General features: G+C 73.9%; 16 protein-coding genes and 1 pseudogene. 10 read left to right on the plus strand and 7 right to left on the minus strand.

The features are described from left to right. Nucleotides 1-18: 18 nt before the first annotated feature. Entirely contained in the window at nucleotides 19-894 is an 876-nt protein-coding gene (locus tag CHF15_RS35705) for a carbon-nitrogen hydrolase family protein (protein WP_089228075.1), read from the minus strand. 101 nt (nucleotides 895-995) lie between these two features. Here CHF15_RS35705 and CHF15_RS35710 point away from each other — a divergent pair, with 101 nt between their 5' ends. Both CHF15_RS35710 and CHF15_RS35715 read left to right on the plus strand, forming a co-directional pair. Beyond that, the gene (locus tag CHF15_RS35710) at nucleotides 996-1,784 is read left to right on the plus strand and encodes a FadR/GntR family transcriptional regulator (protein ID WP_089228076.1); all 789 of its coding nucleotides are present in this window, start codon (nucleotides 996-998) and stop codon (nucleotides 1,782-1,784) included. A 71-nt stretch (nucleotides 1,785-1,855) separates the two neighbouring features. Continuing rightward, nucleotides 1,856-3,433, plus strand: coding sequence for a Na+/H+ antiporter (locus CHF15_RS35715; protein WP_220093365.1), 1,578 nt, complete (start codon nucleotides 1,856-1,858; stop codon nucleotides 3,431-3,433). Between the two features lie 14 nt (nucleotides 3,434-3,447). Here CHF15_RS35715 and CHF15_RS35720 read toward each other — a convergent pair whose 3' ends face one another. The 6 genes from CHF15_RS35720 to CHF15_RS35745 form a co-directional block, all read right to left on the minus strand. After that, nucleotides 3,448-3,720 (minus strand): UBP-type zinc finger domain-containing protein, encoded by a 273-nt coding sequence (locus CHF15_RS35720; protein WP_089228135.1) that lies wholly within the window; start codon nucleotides 3,718-3,720, stop codon nucleotides 3,448-3,450. A gap of 112 nt (nucleotides 3,721-3,832) precedes the next feature. Then, entirely contained in the window at nucleotides 3,833-4,360 is a 528-nt protein-coding gene (locus CHF15_RS35725) for a GNAT family N-acetyltransferase (protein ID WP_089228077.1), read from the minus strand. A gap of 107 nt (nucleotides 4,361-4,467) precedes the next feature. Beyond that, a complete protein-coding gene (locus CHF15_RS35730) occupies nucleotides 4,468-5,040 on the minus strand; it encodes a Clp protease N-terminal domain-containing protein (protein ID WP_089228078.1) in 573 nt (190 codons plus the stop codon). Nucleotides 5,041-5,042: 2 nt separating this feature from the next. Beyond that, a complete protein-coding gene (locus CHF15_RS35735; protein ID WP_018557908.1) occupies nucleotides 5,043-5,252 on the minus strand; it encodes an HTH domain-containing protein in 210 nt (69 codons plus the stop codon). 87 nt (nucleotides 5,253-5,339) lie between these two features. Then, nucleotides 5,340-5,699, minus strand: a complete 360-nt coding sequence (locus tag CHF15_RS35740; protein ID WP_018557909.1) for a DUF6204 family protein — start codon at nucleotides 5,697-5,699, stop codon at nucleotides 5,340-5,342. A gap of 43 nt (nucleotides 5,700-5,742) precedes the next feature. Continuing rightward, the gene (locus tag CHF15_RS35745; protein ID WP_089228079.1) at nucleotides 5,743-6,891 is read right to left on the minus strand and encodes a PP2C family protein-serine/threonine phosphatase; all 1,149 of its coding nucleotides are present in this window, start codon (nucleotides 6,889-6,891) and stop codon (nucleotides 5,743-5,745) included. A 294-nt stretch (nucleotides 6,892-7,185) separates the two neighbouring features. Here CHF15_RS35745 and CHF15_RS35750 point away from each other — a divergent pair, with 294 nt between their 5' ends. From CHF15_RS35750 to nrfD, 8 genes and pseudogenes are all read left to right on the plus strand, one after another. Beyond that, nucleotides 7,186-7,563, plus strand: a complete 378-nt coding sequence (locus CHF15_RS35750) for a DUF2255 family protein (protein ID WP_089228080.1) — start codon at nucleotides 7,186-7,188, stop codon at nucleotides 7,561-7,563. A 31-nt stretch (nucleotides 7,564-7,594) separates the two neighbouring features. Then, nucleotides 7,595-8,266, plus strand: a complete 672-nt coding sequence (locus CHF15_RS35755) for an SDR family NAD(P)-dependent oxidoreductase (protein ID WP_089228081.1) — start codon at nucleotides 7,595-7,597, stop codon at nucleotides 8,264-8,266. A 161-nt stretch (nucleotides 8,267-8,427) separates the two neighbouring features. Next, nucleotides 8,428-8,580 (plus strand): annotated as a pseudogene (locus CHF15_RS46630) (SDR family NAD(P)-dependent oxidoreductase); the annotation flags it as partial. Between the two features lie 55 nt (nucleotides 8,581-8,635). After that, nucleotides 8,636-9,166 carry an SDR family NAD(P)-dependent oxidoreductase gene (locus tag CHF15_RS35760; RefSeq protein WP_322975714.1) on the plus strand — a complete coding sequence of 177 codons (531 nt, stop codon included), beginning with the start codon at nucleotides 8,636-8,638 and terminating at the stop codon, nucleotides 9,164-9,166. A gap of 59 nt (nucleotides 9,167-9,225) precedes the next feature. Then, nucleotides 9,226-10,416, plus strand: a complete 1,191-nt coding sequence (locus tag CHF15_RS35765) for a cysteine desulfurase family protein (protein ID WP_089228082.1) — start codon at nucleotides 9,226-9,228, stop codon at nucleotides 10,414-10,416. Nucleotides 10,417-10,496: 80 nt separating this feature from the next. Continuing rightward, complete coding sequence (fdh, locus tag CHF15_RS35775) at nucleotides 10,497-13,790, plus strand: formate dehydrogenase (RefSeq protein ID WP_245939216.1); 3,294 nt, start codon at nucleotides 10,497-10,499, stop codon at nucleotides 13,788-13,790. Next, nucleotides 13,787-14,806 (plus strand): 4Fe-4S dicluster domain-containing protein, encoded by a 1,020-nt coding sequence (locus CHF15_RS35780; RefSeq protein WP_089228085.1) that lies wholly within the window; start codon nucleotides 13,787-13,789, stop codon nucleotides 14,804-14,806. Before fdh ends, CHF15_RS35780 begins: the two co-directional genes overlap by 4 nt. Then, nucleotides 14,803-15,807 carry an NrfD/PsrC family molybdoenzyme membrane anchor subunit gene (gene nrfD / locus CHF15_RS35785; RefSeq protein WP_089228086.1) on the plus strand — a complete coding sequence of 335 codons (1,005 nt, stop codon included), beginning with the start codon at nucleotides 14,803-14,805 and terminating at the stop codon, nucleotides 15,805-15,807. Before CHF15_RS35780 ends, nrfD begins: the two co-directional genes overlap by 4 nt. Nucleotides 15,808-16,529 lie beyond the last annotated feature (722 nt).

Raw genomic sequence — 16,529 nt, forward strand, 5'->3', positions numbered from 1 at the left:
TGGGGCTCCGGGGATGGGTCAGCCGCGGCGGGCGGGGCGCCAGCTGCGAGGGTCTATGCGCCCGTCGTACAGGGGGAGTTCGAGGGGGCGGTCGGTGTCGGTGAACTGGGACCACATGCGGTTGAGGCCGGCCGTGCCGTAGGTGCGGACCCGGGTCACGTCGTCCAGGTCCAGGACGTCGGTGAGGACGGTGGCGGAGCCGTCGGGCGCCTCGGTGCGGACGCGTCCCTCGGGGTCGACGACGAGGCTGCGTCCGGTGCCGAGGGGTCCGGCGGTGTTGACGCTGACCACGTAGACCTGGTTGGTGATGGCGTTGGCGCGGGCCAGGACGAGTTCCTGGGCACGGTCGCCCGTCGTGGTCATGACCGGGTTGACGATGACCTCGGCGCCCATCCAGGCCAGGTGCCGGGCCACCTCGGGGAACCATGCGTCGTAGCAGATGGAGAATCCGACGCGGCCGGCCCCGGGGATGTCGAAGACGACGAAACGGTCACCCGGGGTGTAGGGCTCGCGGGGCCGCCAGGGGAAGACCTTGCGGTAGTGCGCGACGAGCCGCCCCTCGGGCGAGAAGGCGAGCGCCGTGTTGAACAGCTCGCCCTCCGGCCCGCGTTCGCAGATGCTGCCGGGCAGCAGCCAGACGCCCAGGTCCCCGGCGATCTCTCCGAGCTCCCGTACGAGGCGTCCGTCCAGCGGCTGCGCGGACTCGCGCAGCCGCCGCTCGGCGTCCTGCGGGCTCCCGTCCACGCCGAACAGGTGCAGCTCGGGGAAGGCCATCAGCCGGGTCTGCGGGAAGCGGGCCAGCAGGGCCCCGGCCTCTTCCGCGAAGCCGGACAGGGGTGCTCCGGCGGGGCGGGGCCCGGCCTGGGCGAGGGCCACGGGAAGGGGTCGGGACATGGTTCACCTGCTTCGTTCGAGTGCTGAGGAAATTAGAGCATTCTGATCAGATAAACAAGAGTGCTCAAGGTGAGATGTTTTCCGGTACTACAGTCGGTCCCATGCCCGACACGGAGAACCGGACCGGCCAGGCCACGACGGCCGCCGGCCCGCCGCTGAGCACCCCGGCCCTGGGCGGCATCCGCCGTCTGTCCGCACTCGACACGGTGCGCGCCCGGATAGCCATGGCCATCGACCTCGGCCTGCTCGCCCCGGGCGAGCGGCTGCCCGCCGCGGCGGAGATCGCCGCGGCGCTGGACGTCGGCGAGATCACGGTGCGCCGGGCGCTGGTGGCCCTGTGCGACGACGGGTTGCTGGAGCGCCGCCGGGGCCGCAACGGCGGCACTCTGGTCGCGCAGCACCCGGCGAAGGGCTCGGTCAGCGCGGTCGGCAGCTACCGCTCCGACACCGACGCGGTGCGCCGGCTGATCGACCACCGGCTGGTCCTGGAGTGCGGCATCGCCCACCTCGCCGCCGGCCACGCCGACGACGCCGCGCTGCGCGAGCTGGAGCGCCTGGTCGACGCCATGGACCGGGTGACCGGCTGGGCCGAGTTCCACCGCCATGACGAGGAGTTCCACCTCGCCGTCGCCTCCGCCACCGGGACCCCGTCGGTCGTCGTCCCGTACGCGGCGGTCGTCCGCGAGCTCTACCGGTACTACCTGCCGTACCCGCTCGACGCGCTGCGCGCCTCCAACGCCGAGCACCGGGCCCTGGTCGGCGCACTGCGCCAGGGGGATCGCGCGGCGGCGGCCGCGGTCGCCCAGGAGCACGTCCAGACGCTGCACCGGACGATGTTCATCGGCCTCCCCGAGGCCGTGCCCGGGACCGCCGCCACCGCCGGGCGCTGATCCGCCCGCCCCACCAGTACAGTCGAGCCACACGTGCGGCGTGCGCCGCCACAGGGGTGGAGGAGACGTCCGTGGAGGGGCTGGCGCTCGTCACGCTCATGGCCGGTGCGGTGCTGGTCACCGCCGTCGCCCGGCGTCTGGGGGTGTCTCCCCCGCTGCTGCTGGTCGCCGTCGGCCTGTGCGCGTCCTTCGTGCCGGGGATCCCCGCCTACGCCATCGAGCCCGAACTGGTGATGGTGCTGGTCCTGCCCCCGCTGCTGTACTCCTCGGCGCGGGAGAGTTCCTATCTGCGCTTCCGGGACAATCTGCGCCCCATCGGTCTGCTGGCCGTGGGGCTGGTGCTGTTCACCACCGTCGTGATCGGCTACGCGGCGTTCTGGCTGGTTCCGGGGCTGCCCCTGGGCTCGGCGCTGGTGCTCGGCGCGGTGCTGTCGCCGCCCGACGCGGTGGCGGCGACCTCCATCGGGCGCCGGCTGGGGCTGCCGCGCCGGCTGCTGACCGTACTCGGCGGCGAGAGCCTGGTGAACGACGCCACCGGGCTGACGGCCTATCGCGTGGCCATCGCGTCCGTGGCCGGCGCCGGCTACACCCTGCTGCAGGGCGTGGGGGTCTTCCTGATGGCGGCCGTCGGGGGCTCGCTGATCGGCCTGGCGATCGGCTGGCTGGCCCGCATCGGCCACCGCTTCCTGCCCGGTGACCTGGCCAGCGCGCTCGGGCTGCTCGTGCCGTTCCTCGCCTACCTCGTCGGCGAGGAGGCGCACACCTCCGGGGTGCTGGCGGTCGTCGTGGCCGGCCTGTACCTGGGGCACCGGTCGCCCGACACGGAGGCGACCTCCCGGCTGCAGGTGTACGCGGTGTGGAGCGCCCTCGACACGGTGCTGGAAGCCCTCGTCTTCGCCCTGATCGGCCTGCAGGTGCGGGGCATCGTCGACACCGTCGACACGGGCGTGGGGCGACTGGTCGCGGCCGGTGCCGCGCTGACGGCGGTGACCGTCGTCGCGCGCGTCGTGTGGGTCTACCCCGGGACGTACCTGCCACGGCTGATGTTCCCGCGGATCCGGGCACGCGACCCGTATCCCCCGTGGCAGTACCCGGTGGTGCTCTCCTGGGCGGGCATGCGCGGCGTGGTCTCGCTGGCCGCCGCCTTCGCGGTGCCGGAGACCACCGACAGCGGCGCGCCGTTCCCCGGCCGCGACGAGATCCTGTTCCTGACCTTCTTCGTCACGGTCGGAACGCTGCTGCTGCACGGGATGACGCTGCCCCCGCTCATCCGGCGGCTCGGCATCTGCAACAAGGAGGCGTACGAGGACGCTCTGGCGGAGGCGAACGCCCAGCACAGTGCCGCCCGGGCGGCACTGGCACGCCTGGAGGAACTGGCCGGGGACCAGGCCTCCCACCAGGCCGTGCTGGAGACCCTCCGGCAGACCGCGGAGGCCCGCCGCAACGCCGCCTGGGAACGGCTGGGCGGCCCGACCGGCGGCGGCGCGGAGCCGCCGAGCGTGGCCTACCGGCGGCTGCGCCGCGCGATGCTGGACGCCGAACGCCAGGAGTTCGTGCGCTACCGCGACGAACGCCTCATCGACGACGAGGTGCTGCGCCACGTCATGCGCGAACTGGACCTGGAGGAGGCGGCGCTGCAGCGCGAGTAGCGGGGGCCCCGGCCTCAGCCCATGGACTCGTGGACGAAGCACCAGCGCCAGTCCTCGCCCGGCTGGTACGAGCGGATCACGGGGTGGCCGGTGGCCTCGTAGTGCGCGGTGGCGTGCCGGCCCGGGGAGCTGTCGCAGCAGCCGATGTGGCCGCAGGTGAGGCACAGCCGCAGATGGACCCAGTCGTGGTGTCCGGCGGCCAGGCAGTCGGCGCAGCCGTCGTCCGGCGGTGTGGCGGCGACGTCGGCCGGGGCCTGCTCGAGATCGGGACATGCTGCTGTTGTCACGCCGGCCCCCAATGCCGTCTGCGGATCACTGCCGATGGACGCCCCAGGCTACGTCAACCCCGCGCCGCGCGCGATCAACGTCCCGGGGCGTCCCGGCGCGGGGCCCGCGCCCTCAGTTGCGGAGTTCGCCCTCCAGGAGGCCCATGGTGAACATGTCGTACCACCGGCCGTCTCGCCGGAAGACCTGCCGCAGCCGGCCCTCGTCGACGAAGCCGACCTTCCGGTAGACGTGGTGCGCCGCCTCGTTCTCGGTCACGACGGTGAGCGAGATCTTGTGCAGGCGCATCTTCTCGAAGCCGTAGCGGCACATCGTGCGCATGGCGTCGGTGGCGTAACCGCGGCCCCAGCACTCCTTCTCGCCGAGGTAGATGTCGAGTTCGGCGCACCCGGTCTCGGGCTCGGCGTCACGCAGCCGCACGAGGCCGATGAGCCGTCCGTCCTCCTGCACCTCGATCCCGTGGAGCACGTCGCCGTAGGCGTTGCGGGGCCGCTCCTCCATGCGCTTCCTCACCTGCGCAAGGGGCTGGGCGTAGCCGTCGTCCATCCAGCGCATGACCTCGGGGTCGTGGTTCCAGCGCCACAGCGCCTCGGCGTCCGAGGGCTCCATCGGGCGCAGGGTCACCAGTCGTCCGGGCACCATGGGGCGGCCCCCCTTCGGGTCGGCATGATCGTCGTCTCGGAAACCCGTCAGAGTTAGCACGGCCGCCGTCGCACGATCAACCGGATTACCCGCCGTGGGCGGCACGTTCAGCTCGCCTCGGCCCGGCCCCCGCCCTCCGCCGCGAGTACCCGCTCGACGTCGGCCCACGAGGCGCCGTGCTCGGCGAGGACGTCCGCGACCACGCCGGGGCCGACGGTGAGGGCGAGCAGGATGTGCTCGTCCCCGATGTGGCGGTCGCCCCGGGCCACGGCGGACCGCAGGGAACGCTCCAGGACGCCCTTGGCCCCGCGGGTGAACGGACGCCGCCCCGCGGGCCGCCACCGCCGGGGCCCGCGACCGGCGGCGAGGGCGCCGGCGCCGTGGGCGTCCTCGACACGGGCGACGATCTCGGCGACGTCGATGCCGAGGCCGGCCAGCGCCTCGGCGTCGGCCCGCGAGACCCCGCCGCGCCGGCGGGTCTCCCCCAGCGCCTCCTCCAGGGCCGCGCGGCGCCGGTCGACGCCCAGTGCGGCCAGGGCCGCGGAGGCCCGGGTGCCCTGCCGGTCGAGCAGCGACAGCAGCAGGTGGTCCTCGGTGACCGTCGGGTCGCCCGCTCGCTCGGCGTGCCCGACCGCGCCCTCGACGACCCCCCGCGCGCTCTTGGTGAACTTCTCGAACATCCTCAATGCCTCCCGTACTTCTTGTGCACGGCCTGCCTGCTGACGCCGAGTTCGTGGGCGATCTCCTGCCACGACCACCCCTGCGCCCGCGCGCTCCTGACTTGTACGGTCTCCAGCTGCTCCAGCAGCCGCCGCAGCGCGGCGACGGCCCGCAGCCCGACCCTGGGGTCGCGGTCGCCCGCCCGCTCGGCGAGATCGGTTGCCTCGGTCATGTCTGTCAATTTACGTTGACAGTCGGGGGAGTGTCAACCCGAGTTGACAGCACGGCGGGGCAAGGGCGATGTGTCAGGGACGATGTGTCAGGCGTCCCCTCGCGCGGCGGCACGGCGCTGCCGCTTCCCCAGCGGCGCCTGGGAGAGGTCCTCCGCCTGGGACCTGAGGTTCTTGTGGCCGTAGCCGCGCTCCCCCAGCCACGCCCTGGCCGCCTCCTCGGCACGTTCGGTCGCCTCGAGGATGTCCTCCTCCGCCTCCCCGGAGTCGAGGAAGCGGAAGGTGAAGGCGGGACGTGCCGCGATGTCGTAGGTGAGGTGGCCCTCGGGGGTGAAGGCCGCGCGCAGGACGTCGTGCTCCGGCGCGCGGGAGAGGAGTTCCGAGCGCTGCTCGGCGGTGAGTCCGTCGAAGACGCCGCGGACGGTGACGCGGAAGGTGCGTGTGCTCATCCGCCGACTCTAGGCAGCGGGTTCCGTCCCGCTCCACCGCATTTCACGGGGCCCGGCGACCCGGACCGGGGTCCGGCGACGGCGACGGGGCGTCGCGCGTCACCGCCAGGAGTGCCATGTCGTCGTCCGTCGGCCCGCCCGTGTGCCGGTGCACGTCCGCGAGCAGCGCCTCCAGCAACTCGGCGGGACCGCCGCGCCGCACCCCGGCCAGCCGCGCCGGCGGGTCGTAGAAGCGGCCCCGCGCGTCACGGGCCTCGGTGACGCCGTCCGTGCACAGCAGCAGCGTCGAACCCGCCGGGAACGGCACCGTGTCCACCACCACGTCCCCCTCGGCCACTCCCTCCGCCAGCCCCTCCACCAGGAGCAGCCCGTACTCCGACGGCTCGACGGTGCGCACCCGTCCGCCGCGCAGCAGCAGGGGCGCCGGGTGGCCCAGGTTCACCAGCCGGACGTGCTCGCCGCCGTGCGGGAACTCGGCCAGGACCGCGGTGGCGAACCACTCCAGCCGCTCGCCGTCCTCGCGCCGGCCCAGCTCCCGCCGCAGGGCCCGGTGCATCTGCCCCGCCACGTCGGCCAGGGTCGCCTGCTCGTCGGCCGCCATCCGGAAGGTCCCGAGGACCAAGGTCGCCGCCTCCACCGCGTCCAGGCCCTTGCCCCGTACGTCCCCGACGATGCAGCGCAGCCCGTACGGCGTGTCCTGGACGGCGTACAGGTCCCCGCCGATCTCGGCCTCCGCCTCCGCCGCCTCGTAGCACGCCGCGATCCTCAGGTCGCCCACGCGCGCGGGCGGTTCGGGGAGCACCGCACGCTGCACGGTCGCGGTGACCGAGCGGGCGGAACGCAACCGGGACTCCCGCGCCTCCAGCAGCCGGTTGATGAACACCGCGACCACGGCGACCAGCGAGACCGTCAGCAACTCGCTCATCCCGCTCAGCCCCCGCAGGCGGCCGTAGTGGGCAAGGACACCCGCGTCCGCGGTGATCGCCGCGAGTCCGACCACCATCGTCCCCTGCAGCGACAGCAGCGGCGCCGCGAGCACCGGTGCGACCGAGTAGAAGGCGGCGCTCGTGTACTGCGTCGGGGTCAGCATGTCGACGAGGAAGCCGCCGACGAGGACCACGACCGGGAGCAACCTGATGTACCAGGCCACCTCGGCCGGGCCGCAGAGGCCCCCTTCGTCGGCCCTCCCCACGCACCCTCCCGATCTCCGCCGCTGGCGATCCCTTCAGGTTCCCCCGGCGGTCTCCCCCGCGGCCACCGCAGACCCTCCCCCGGAGTGAACCGCCCGGTGGGAGCACGGTCGGCACGGGCCGCGGGGCCGTCCCGCCGCCGCCGTCCGGCTCCGGAAAACGGCCCGCCCCGGTGGGCGGCCGGCGCCGTCGTGAACCCGTCTGGCCGCACGCGGCTTCAGCCCGGGGCCGAAGTTGTCGATCATTGCGCCAGGAAGCACGGAACTGGTTCCCGACACCGCCGAGGAGTCGCGCCGATGACGACGTGGACGAAGGACGAACTGGACCGCATCGAGCACGCCGACGAGCTCTCCATCGCGCCCCGGCGCGACCCCGGCACCCTCGACCCGCCGACCACCATCTGGGTGGTCCGCGACGGTGCCGACCTCTACGTACGGGCCTACCGCGGGCGCGGCGGCACCTGGTTCCGCGCCGCGCGGGCCCGGCACGAGGGCCGGATCAGCGCCGGCGGGGTCGAGCGGGACGTCACCTTCGTGGAGGTCGACGACCCGGCCGTCAACGAACGGCTCGACGCCGCCTACCGCGGCAAGTACGGCCGCTACAGCGCGGAGTACGTGGAGCCCATGGTGGCCGGGGCCGCGCGCGCCGCGACGCTCAAGCTCGTACCGCGCTGAGCGCGCCCGCACAACGGAGCACGGGACAGACATGGCGACCATGGTCATCGTCGGTGCGGGGCGGGGGCTGGGCGCCGCCGTGGCGCGCCAGTTCGGCAGCGACGGCTTCGACGTCGCGCTCGTCGCCCGGGACCAGGACCGTCTGGACACCCTGGCGGCCGCCCTGGACAAGGACGGCGTCACCGCACAGGGCTTCGCGGCCGACGTCCGCGACCCGCTCGCGCTCGGCGCCGCGCTGGACGCCGCCGCGGCCGCGCTCGGGCCGATCGAGGTGCTGCAGTACAGTCCGGCGCCGCCCGCCGAGTTCATGAGGCCCCTCCTGGAGACCACCCCGGCCGACTTCGCGGGGCCCCTGGAGTTCTCCCTGTACGGCGCGGTCACCGCCGTCCACGCGGTGCTGCCCGACATGCGCTTCCTGGGCCGCGGCACGATCCTCTTCGTCAACGGCGGCAGCGCGGTGCGGCCGCTGCCCGCCCGCGCGGGGACCTCGGTGGCGTACGCGGCGGAGAGCGCCTACGCCCGGATGCTGCACGACACTCTGGCCGGCGAGGACATCCACGTCGCGCAGCTGATCGTGCCCGGGGTCATCAGACCCGGGCACCCCCGCAACGATCCCGCCGCGCTGGCGGGCGCCCTGTGGGCGCTGCACAGGGACCGGACGGGGTTCCGGCACTTCGCGGGCGTGCTGGAGGGCGAGGCGTGAGGGGCGGCACCGCCGCCACGGAACCGCCGGGACGGGACGCCCCGAACGGCCGCCGCGGCGGCGAGGCGACTTCGGCGGTGACGGTACGTGAGATAGACAACCAGCGCGGACACCGGCGGTGACGGGTCCGCCGACCGCACCGCCGCCCCGAGGAGCCAGCCGTGACCCAGGAGTTCTCCGGATCCACCGCCCTCGTCACCGGCGGCACCGCCGGCATCGGGCGGGGCGTCGCGCTGCGGCTGGCCGCGCTGGGCGCCGAGGTCGTCGTCCACGGGCGGGACCCGGAGCGCGGCGCGGAGGTCGTCGCGGAGGTGGGCGACGCGGGCGGGCGGGCCCGGTTCGTCGCCGCCGACCTGTCCGCCCGGCGACGTGTTGCGCCTGGCCGAGGCGGCGGGCGCGGTGGACGTGCTGGTCAACAACGCGGGCATCTACCGCTTCGCGGACGCCGCCGGTTCCACGGCCGAGATGTTCGACCTCCACATGGCCGTCAACGCCCGGGCGCCCATGCTGCTGGTCGGCGCCCTCGCGCCGGGCATGGCGGCCCGCGGCCGCGGGGCGGTCGTCAACCTGAGCACCCTGGCGGCGAGCATCCCCGCGCGCGGGGGCGCCGTCTACGGGGCCTCCAAGGCGGCGCTGGAGATCATGACACGCGTGTGGGCCGACGAGTTCGGGGCCCGCGGGGTTCGGGTGAACGCCGTGGCCTCCGGGCCGGTGCGCACCCCCGGCACCGTGGAGATGGGCGAGGACACGCTGGCGGCCATCGCGCACAACACCGTCCTGGACCGGGTCGGCGAACTCGACGAGATCGTCGAGGCGATCGTCTTCCTCGCCTCGGACCGGGCCGGATACGTCACCGGCACCGTCCTCGGCGCGTACGGCGGTCAGCAGGCGATCGGCTGACGCCCGCGACGACCCGGCGCGCCGCCCGCCCCCTCCGGACCCGAAGGGACCCACCCCCGATGAAGGTGCCGCCGCATCCCGGCCTCGCCGGGGACGCCGTCTACCTGGACCACAACGCCACCACACCCGTCGACCCGCGGGTGGTGGAGGCGATGGGGCCCTGGTTCACCACCGGGTTCGGCAACCCCTCCAGCGGCCACGCCTGGGCCGCGGAGCCGGCCGCGGCGCTCGCGCGGGCCCGCGCGCGGATCGCCGCGCTGATCGGGGCGACGGCGGAGGGGATCGTGTTCACCGGGTCGGGGTCCGAGGCGAACAACCTCGCGCTGCGCGGCGCGGTGCTCGCCGCGGATGCCGACCGTCCCCAGGTGATCACCCAGGTCACCGAGCACCCGGCGGTGCTGGAGACCTGCCGCGCGCTGCGGCGGCTGCACGGGGTGCGGGTGACGTTGCTGCCGGTGGACCGGGAGGGGCGTCTCGACCCGGCCGTGCTGGCCGCGGCACTCACCCCGCAAACCGTGCTGGTCTCCGTCATGGCCGCCAACAACGAGACCGGCACGCTGCAGCCCGTCGCGGAGCTCGCCGCGCTCGCCCGCGCCCGGGGCGCGCTGTTCCACTGCGACGCCGCCCAGGCCGCCGGGAAGGTCCCGCTGGACGTGGAGGGTCTGGGCGTGGACCTGCTGACGGTGGTGGGGCACAAGATGTACGCGCCGAAGGGCGTCGCCGCCCTCTACGTGCGCCCGGGCCTCCGTCTGGAGCCCCTGGTGTACGGGGGCGGGCAGGAGGGCGGACTACGGGCCGGCACCGAGAACGTCGCCCTCGCGGTGGCCCTGGGGGCCGCCGCCGAACTGGCCGCGGCGGAACTCGCCGACGGCGCCGGCGAGCGCGCGGCGGCACTCCGCGACCGCCTGCACGGGGGTCTGACCCGGGCGCTGCCCGGCCGGGTCCACCTCAACGGGTCCGTCCGCCACCGCCTGCCCACCACCCTGAACGTCGGGGTCGACGGCGTCCCGGGCCATGAGCTGCTCGCCGCGGTGCCCCGGATCGCGGCCTCCACCGGGTCCGCCTGCCACACCGGCGGCCGCACACCCTCCCCGGTCCTGCGGGCGATGGGCCTGGACGACGACCGCGCCCTGACCGCCGTACGGCTGTCGGTCGGGCGCTGGACGACCGGGGACGAGGTCGACCTGGCGGCGGGGCTGCTCGCCGCGGCCGTCGGCGCCCTCACGGCGCGCTCCGGCTCCCCCGGCTGAGACCGCCTCCGGACTTGCGGGCGGCTCCCCGCCCGGTAGCGTCGAGAGGAGGTGGGACCACCGCACGAAGGAGCAGGCGGATGGGCGTGAAACGGTGGCTCGACGCCTGGCCGGTGTTCCGGCAGCTCACCGGGACGGACCCGCTGGGCCGGGGCAAGGCCGCGCAGTCGGCCCGCTCGGCCGGGCTCGGATCCCGTACGGAGAGCGCCGACCGGGTGGCCGGCTCGGTGTGTCCCTACTGCGCCGTGGGCTGCGCGCAGCGCGTCTTCGTCAAGGACGAGAAGGTCGTCCAGATCGAGGGCGACCCGGCCAGTCCCATCTCGCGCGGCCGGCTGTGCCCGAAGGGCTCGGCGAGCAAGCAGCTGGTCACGGGTCCGCAGCGGGAGCAGCGGGTGCTCTACCGCCCGCCGTACGGCACCGCCTGGCAGGAGCTGGACCTCGACACGGCCATGGACATGGTGGCGGACCGCGTGCTCGACGCACGGCGCAAGGGCTGGCAGGACACCGACGAGGACGGGAAGGTCCTGCGCCGCACGATGGGTCTGGCCAGCCTCGGCGGGGCGACGCTGGACAACGAGGAGAACTACCTCATCAAGAAGTTGTTCACCGCCCTCGGCGCCCTGCAGATCGAGAACCAGGCCCGTATTTGACACTCCGCCACGGTTCCCGGTCTGGGAGCCTCGTTCGGACGTGGCGGCGCCACGGACTACCAGCAGGACCTGATCAACTCCGACTGCATCATCATCATGGGCTCCAACATGGCCGAGGCCCATCCGGTCGGGTTCCAGTGGGTCATGGAGGCCAAGGCGCGCGGCGCCAAGGTCTTCCACATCGACCCGCGCTTCACACGCACGAGCGCGCACGCGGACCAGCACGTCACCATCCGGGCCGGCACCGACATCGCGTTCCTCGGCGGCGTGATCAACCACATCCTCACGCACGACCTCGACTTCCGGGAGTACGTGACGGCGTACACCAACGCGCCCTACCTGCTGAGCGAGCGGTACCAGGACACCGAGGACCTGGACGGCCTGTTCAGCGGCTACGACCCGTACACCGCGGCCTATGACGCGTCGAGCTGGTCGTACGCGAGCGTGCCCATGGAGGAGCAGCCGGGCCGGCTGCTGAAGGAGGTGTCCGCCCCGTACCAGCACGGCGCGGGCGGGCCGTTCATCGAGGGCGCCGCGGGCGGCATCGAGTCCGACCCCACCCTGGAGCACCCGCGCTGCGTGTTCCAGGTGCTCAAGCGGCACTTCTCCCGCTACACGCCCGAGATGGTGGAGCGGATCTGCGGGGTGCCGCAGGAGCTGTTCCAGGAGGTGTGCCGGGCCTGGACGGAGAACTCCGGCCGGGAGCGCACCACCGCGCTGGTGTACAGCGTCGGCTGGACCCAGCACTCGGTGGGCGCCCAGTTCATCCGGGCCGGGTCGATCGTCCAGCTGCTGCTGGGCAACATCGGGCGGCCGGGCGGCGGGATCTTCGCGCTGCGCGGCCACGCCAGCATCCAGGGCTCCACGGACGTGCCCACGCTGTTCAACCTGCTGCCGGGCTACCTGCCGATGCCGGACGTGACGCACGAGGACCTGACCACGTACCTGGACGGGGTCCGAGGGCGGGGGCAGAAGGGGTTCTGGGGCGCCGCCGACGCGTACATGGTGTCGCTGCTCAAGGAGTACTGGGGCGACGCCGCGACGGCGGAGAACGACTACTGCTTCGACTACCTGCCCCGGATCAACGGCGACCACGGCACCTACCGCACCGTGATGGACATGGTCGACGGCGGCAAGGTCTTCGGCTACTTCCTGCTCGGGCAGAACCCCGCGGTCGGCTCCGCCCACGGCCGGCTGCAGCGCCTGGGCATGGCGAACCTCGACTGGCTGGTCGTCCGCGACCTCGCCATGATCGAGAGCGCCACCTTCTGGAAGGACGCGCCGGAGATCGAGACCGGGGAGATCGTCACCGAGCGGTGCCGCACCGAGGTGTTCTTCTTCCCGGCCGCCTCGCACGTGGAGAAGGCCGGCACCTTCACGCAGACGCAGCGCATGCTCCAGTGGCGCGACAAGGCCGTGGAACCGTCCGGCGACCAGCGCTCGGAGCTGTGGTTCTTCCACCAGCTCGGCGTACGGCTGAAGGAGAGGCTGGCGGGCTCGGCCGACGAGCGCGACCGCCCGCTGCTGGACCTTGCCTGGGACTACGAGACCGAGGGCGACGAGCCGTCCCCGTCGGACGTGCTGCGCCACATCAACGGGATCGACCTGCGCACCGGCCGGACCGTCGACGGCTACCTCGACCTCAAGGCGGACGGCTCGACGGTCTGCGGCTGCTGGATCTACAGCGGGGTCTACGCGAACGAGACCAACCAGTCCCGCCGCCGCACCTCCCGCTTCGAGACCGGTCCGTACGACGCGGAGTGGGGCTGGACATGGCCGCTCAACCGCCGTGTGCTGTACAACCGCGCCTCCGCCGACCCGCAGGGGCGGCCCTGGAGCGAACGGAAGAAGCTGGTCTGGTGGGACGCGGAGGCGGGCGAGTGGACCGGCCGCGACACCCCCGACTTCGAGAAGCACAAGCCGCCGGACTACAAGGCCCCGGCAGGGGCGTCGGGCATCGAGGCGCTCGACGGCGACGACGCGTTCATCATGATGCGCGACGGGAAGGGCTGGCTGTTCGCCCCCGCCGGACTCGCCGACGGCCCGCTGCCCACACACTACGAGCCGCACGAGTCGCCGATGCGCAACCTGCTCTACGGCCAGCAGGGCAACCCCGTGCGCAAGGTCTACGGGCGCCCTGACAACCCGTCCAACCCGGCGCCGCCCGAGGCGCACTCCGAGGTCTTCCCGTACGTGTTCACCGCGGCACGGCTGACCGAGCACCACACGGCGGGCGCGATGAGCCGGCAGCTGCCCTATCTCGCCGAGCTCCAGCCGGAGTTGTTCGTCGAGGTCTCGCCGGAGCTGGCCGCCGAGCGGGGGCTGCGACACCTGGACTGGGCGCACGTGGTCACCAGCAGGACCGCGGTCGACGCGCGCGTGGTGGTGACCGACCGGATGGCGCCGCTGCGCGTCGACGGACGGGTCGTGCACCAGGTCTGGATGCCGTACCACTGGGGCCCGACCGGACTCACCAAGGGCGACGTGGTCAACGACCTCATCGGCGTGGTCGCCGACCCCAACGTGTTCATCCAGGAGAGCAAGGTGCTGACCTGCGACGTCAGACCCGGACGGCGCCCCAGGGGACCCGCCCTGCTCGAGTACGTCGCGGACTACCGCCGGCGGGCCGGCATCACCACGGAGACCGGCACCCGCATAGCGACGGCGGGCGGCCACATCGAGCGGGCGCACATCGAACCGGACCGGCCGGAGGAGCCGTCATGACGCAGGACAACAGCTTCTACGGGCCACTCTCCGACCCCGCGGGGAACGCCGGCCACACCGACCACCCGCCGCGGGTGGGCTTCTTCACCGACACCTCGGTGTGCATCGGCTGCAAGGCGTGCGAGGTGGCCTGCAAGGAGTGGAACGCCATCCCCGAGGACGGCATCGACCTGCTGGGCATGTCGTTCGACAACACCGGCATGCTCGGGGCGAGTTCGTGGCGGCACGTGGCCTTCGTCGAGCAGCAGCGCCCGCTCGGCCGGCAGGACGCGGGCCTGGCCGACCTGCCCGTGGGCCCCTCCAGCACGCAGGAGACGGCCGAGGTGGTGGCCGACGCCCTGGAGGTCGCCAAGCGGGGCGGCGGCGACCTCGGCACGGCCCCGGTGGACCTGGGGTTCCCCTCGTTCGACCTGCCCGGCGCCGGGACGGGCGCGGAGGCCCGCACCGAGTTCCGCTGGCTGATGTCCTCCGACGTGTGCAAGCACTGCACGCACGCGGGCTGTCTCGACGTGTGCCCCACGGGTGCGCTGTTCCGCACGGAGTTCGGCACGGTCGTCGTGCAGCCCGACATCTGCAACGGCTGCGGCTACTGCGTGTCCGGCTGCCCGTACGGCGTCATCGACCGGCGGCCCGACGACGGCCGGGCCTGGAAGTGCACCATGTGCTACGACCGGCTCCGCGACGGCATGGAACCGGCCTGCGCCAAGGCCTGCCCCACCGACTCCATCCAGTACGGCCCGCTGGACGAGCTGCGCGAACGCGCCGACCGGCGCCTGGCGCAGCTCCACGAGGCGGGCGTCACCGAAGCCCAGCTGTACGGCCGCGACCCGGACGACGGGGTGGGCGGGGACGGCGCGTTCTTCCTGCTGCTGGACGACCCGGAGGTGTACGGGTTCCCGCCGGACCCGGTGGTGCCGACCCGCGACCTGATGTCGATGTGGAAGCACGCGGGCGTCGCGGCGTCGGCTCTGCTGGCGGCCTCGGCCGCGGTGTTCCTCGGCGGAGCGCGGCGGTGAGCCGCGAAGGGGCCGGGCGGCACGGCCGCGGCGGTCGCGACGACGACGGCAGCCGCGAGCGCTCCATGGTGCCGAAGGCCACGTTCCGCTCCTACTACGGGCGTCCGGTGCTCAAGCCGCCGGTGTGGGAGTGGAAGGTCCCGGCGTATCTGTTCACCGGCGGGCTGTCGGCCGGCTCCGCCCTGCTCGCGGCGGGCGCGGACCTGACGCGGCGCCCCGAACTGGCCCGCGCGGGCCGGATCGGCGGCTTCGGCGCGCTGCTCGTGAGCACGTACCTGCTGGTCGCCGACCTCGGACGGCCGGAACGCTTCCACCACATGCTGCGGGTGGCCAAGCCGAGTTCGCCCATGTCCATGGGCACCTGGATCCTCGTCGCCTACGGGCCCGGCAGCGCGCTGGCGGCCGCGGCCGAGTTGCTGCCCGCGGGCGTGCGTGCCTCGCTGCCCGGGAGGCTGCTGCGCATGGCCGCGCGCCCGGCCGGGCTGTCGGCGGCCCTCCTCGCCCCCGGCCTCGCCTCGTACACGGCCGTGCTCCTGTCGCAGACGGCCGTGCCGGCGTGGCACGACGCCCGCCGCGAACTGCCCTTCGTCTTCACCGGCTCGGCGGCGGCGAGCGGCGCGGGCCTGGGCATGCTCCTGGCCCCCGTGGCCGAGGCGGGCCCCGCGCGGCGCCTCGGGGTGGTCGGCGCGGCGGCCGAACTCGTCGCGTCCCGGCTCGTCGACCGCCGCCCAGGCCTGGTGACGGAGGCCTACACCACCGGCCGCCCGCACCGGCTGCGCCAGGCCTCCGAGTACCTCACCCTCGGCGGCGCGCTCACCGCGCTCACCCTCGCCCGGCGCAGCCGTGCCGCGGCGGCCGCGGGCGGGCTCGCCCTGCTGGCCGGGAGTGTGCTGCAGCGCTTCGGCACGTTCGAGGCGGGCGTGGTGTCCACGAAGGACCCGGCCTACGTGGTGAAGCCCCAGCGCGAACGCCTCGCGGCTCGCGCCGAGGGCGGGGGGTGAGCCCGGCGCGCCGTCCCCGTCTGCGGGTACGTTGCGCCTGCGGCGGGCGTCCACCCACCCTCCCTCCCGATTGCCCCGGATGGTTGGTGCGGGCCTCGCGCGGTTCGTGGTGGGCCGGGGGCGGGGGGTGCCCCTTGCGGCCCGTTGTCGTGTGCGGGTCGTTTGCGCCTGCGGCGGGCATCCCCCGCCTCCCGCCCTCCCCCAGCCTTCGGCCGGGGGGACCCCCATCCGGCGCGGTTGGTGCGGGCCTGCGTGATGGGCTAGGGGCGGGGGCTGAGCCCGGCGCGCCGTCCCCGTCTGCGGGTACGTTGCACCTGCGGCGGGCTGTCCCCCGCCCTCCCGCCCGATTGCCCGGCGCAGTCAGTGCGGGCCCCGCAACGTGTGCCTGGGTCGGGGCCGCGCCGGCGCACGTCCTCAACGCTCGCGGTTTGGCCCAACATCATTCCGCACCGGGTCCGCCGCTCGTCGTTTCCGGGCGCACCCCGCCACACCCCCTCCCGTCGTATGAGCGCATAACGGCCGGAGGGGGGTGAGAAGGCGGTCCGAGGTTGCCGCACGCGCCTTACCGAACGCCCGCGGTCGTCAGGCCCCTTTCCAAACGATCACGGAGCGGATCGGTCAAGGGCTATCGGGGCGCTCGGGCCGATGCCGGCGGAAGGGCGAGCGGACGCCAGGTCGGCCGCTCACCGGAGGACAGGGCGCGCCCCCACCCCGGCGCTCGC

The organism is Actinacidiphila glaucinigra, assembly GCF_900188405.1.
GTDB classification, from domain to species: Bacteria; Actinomycetota; Actinomycetes; order Streptomycetales; family Streptomycetaceae; genus Actinacidiphila; species Actinacidiphila glaucinigra.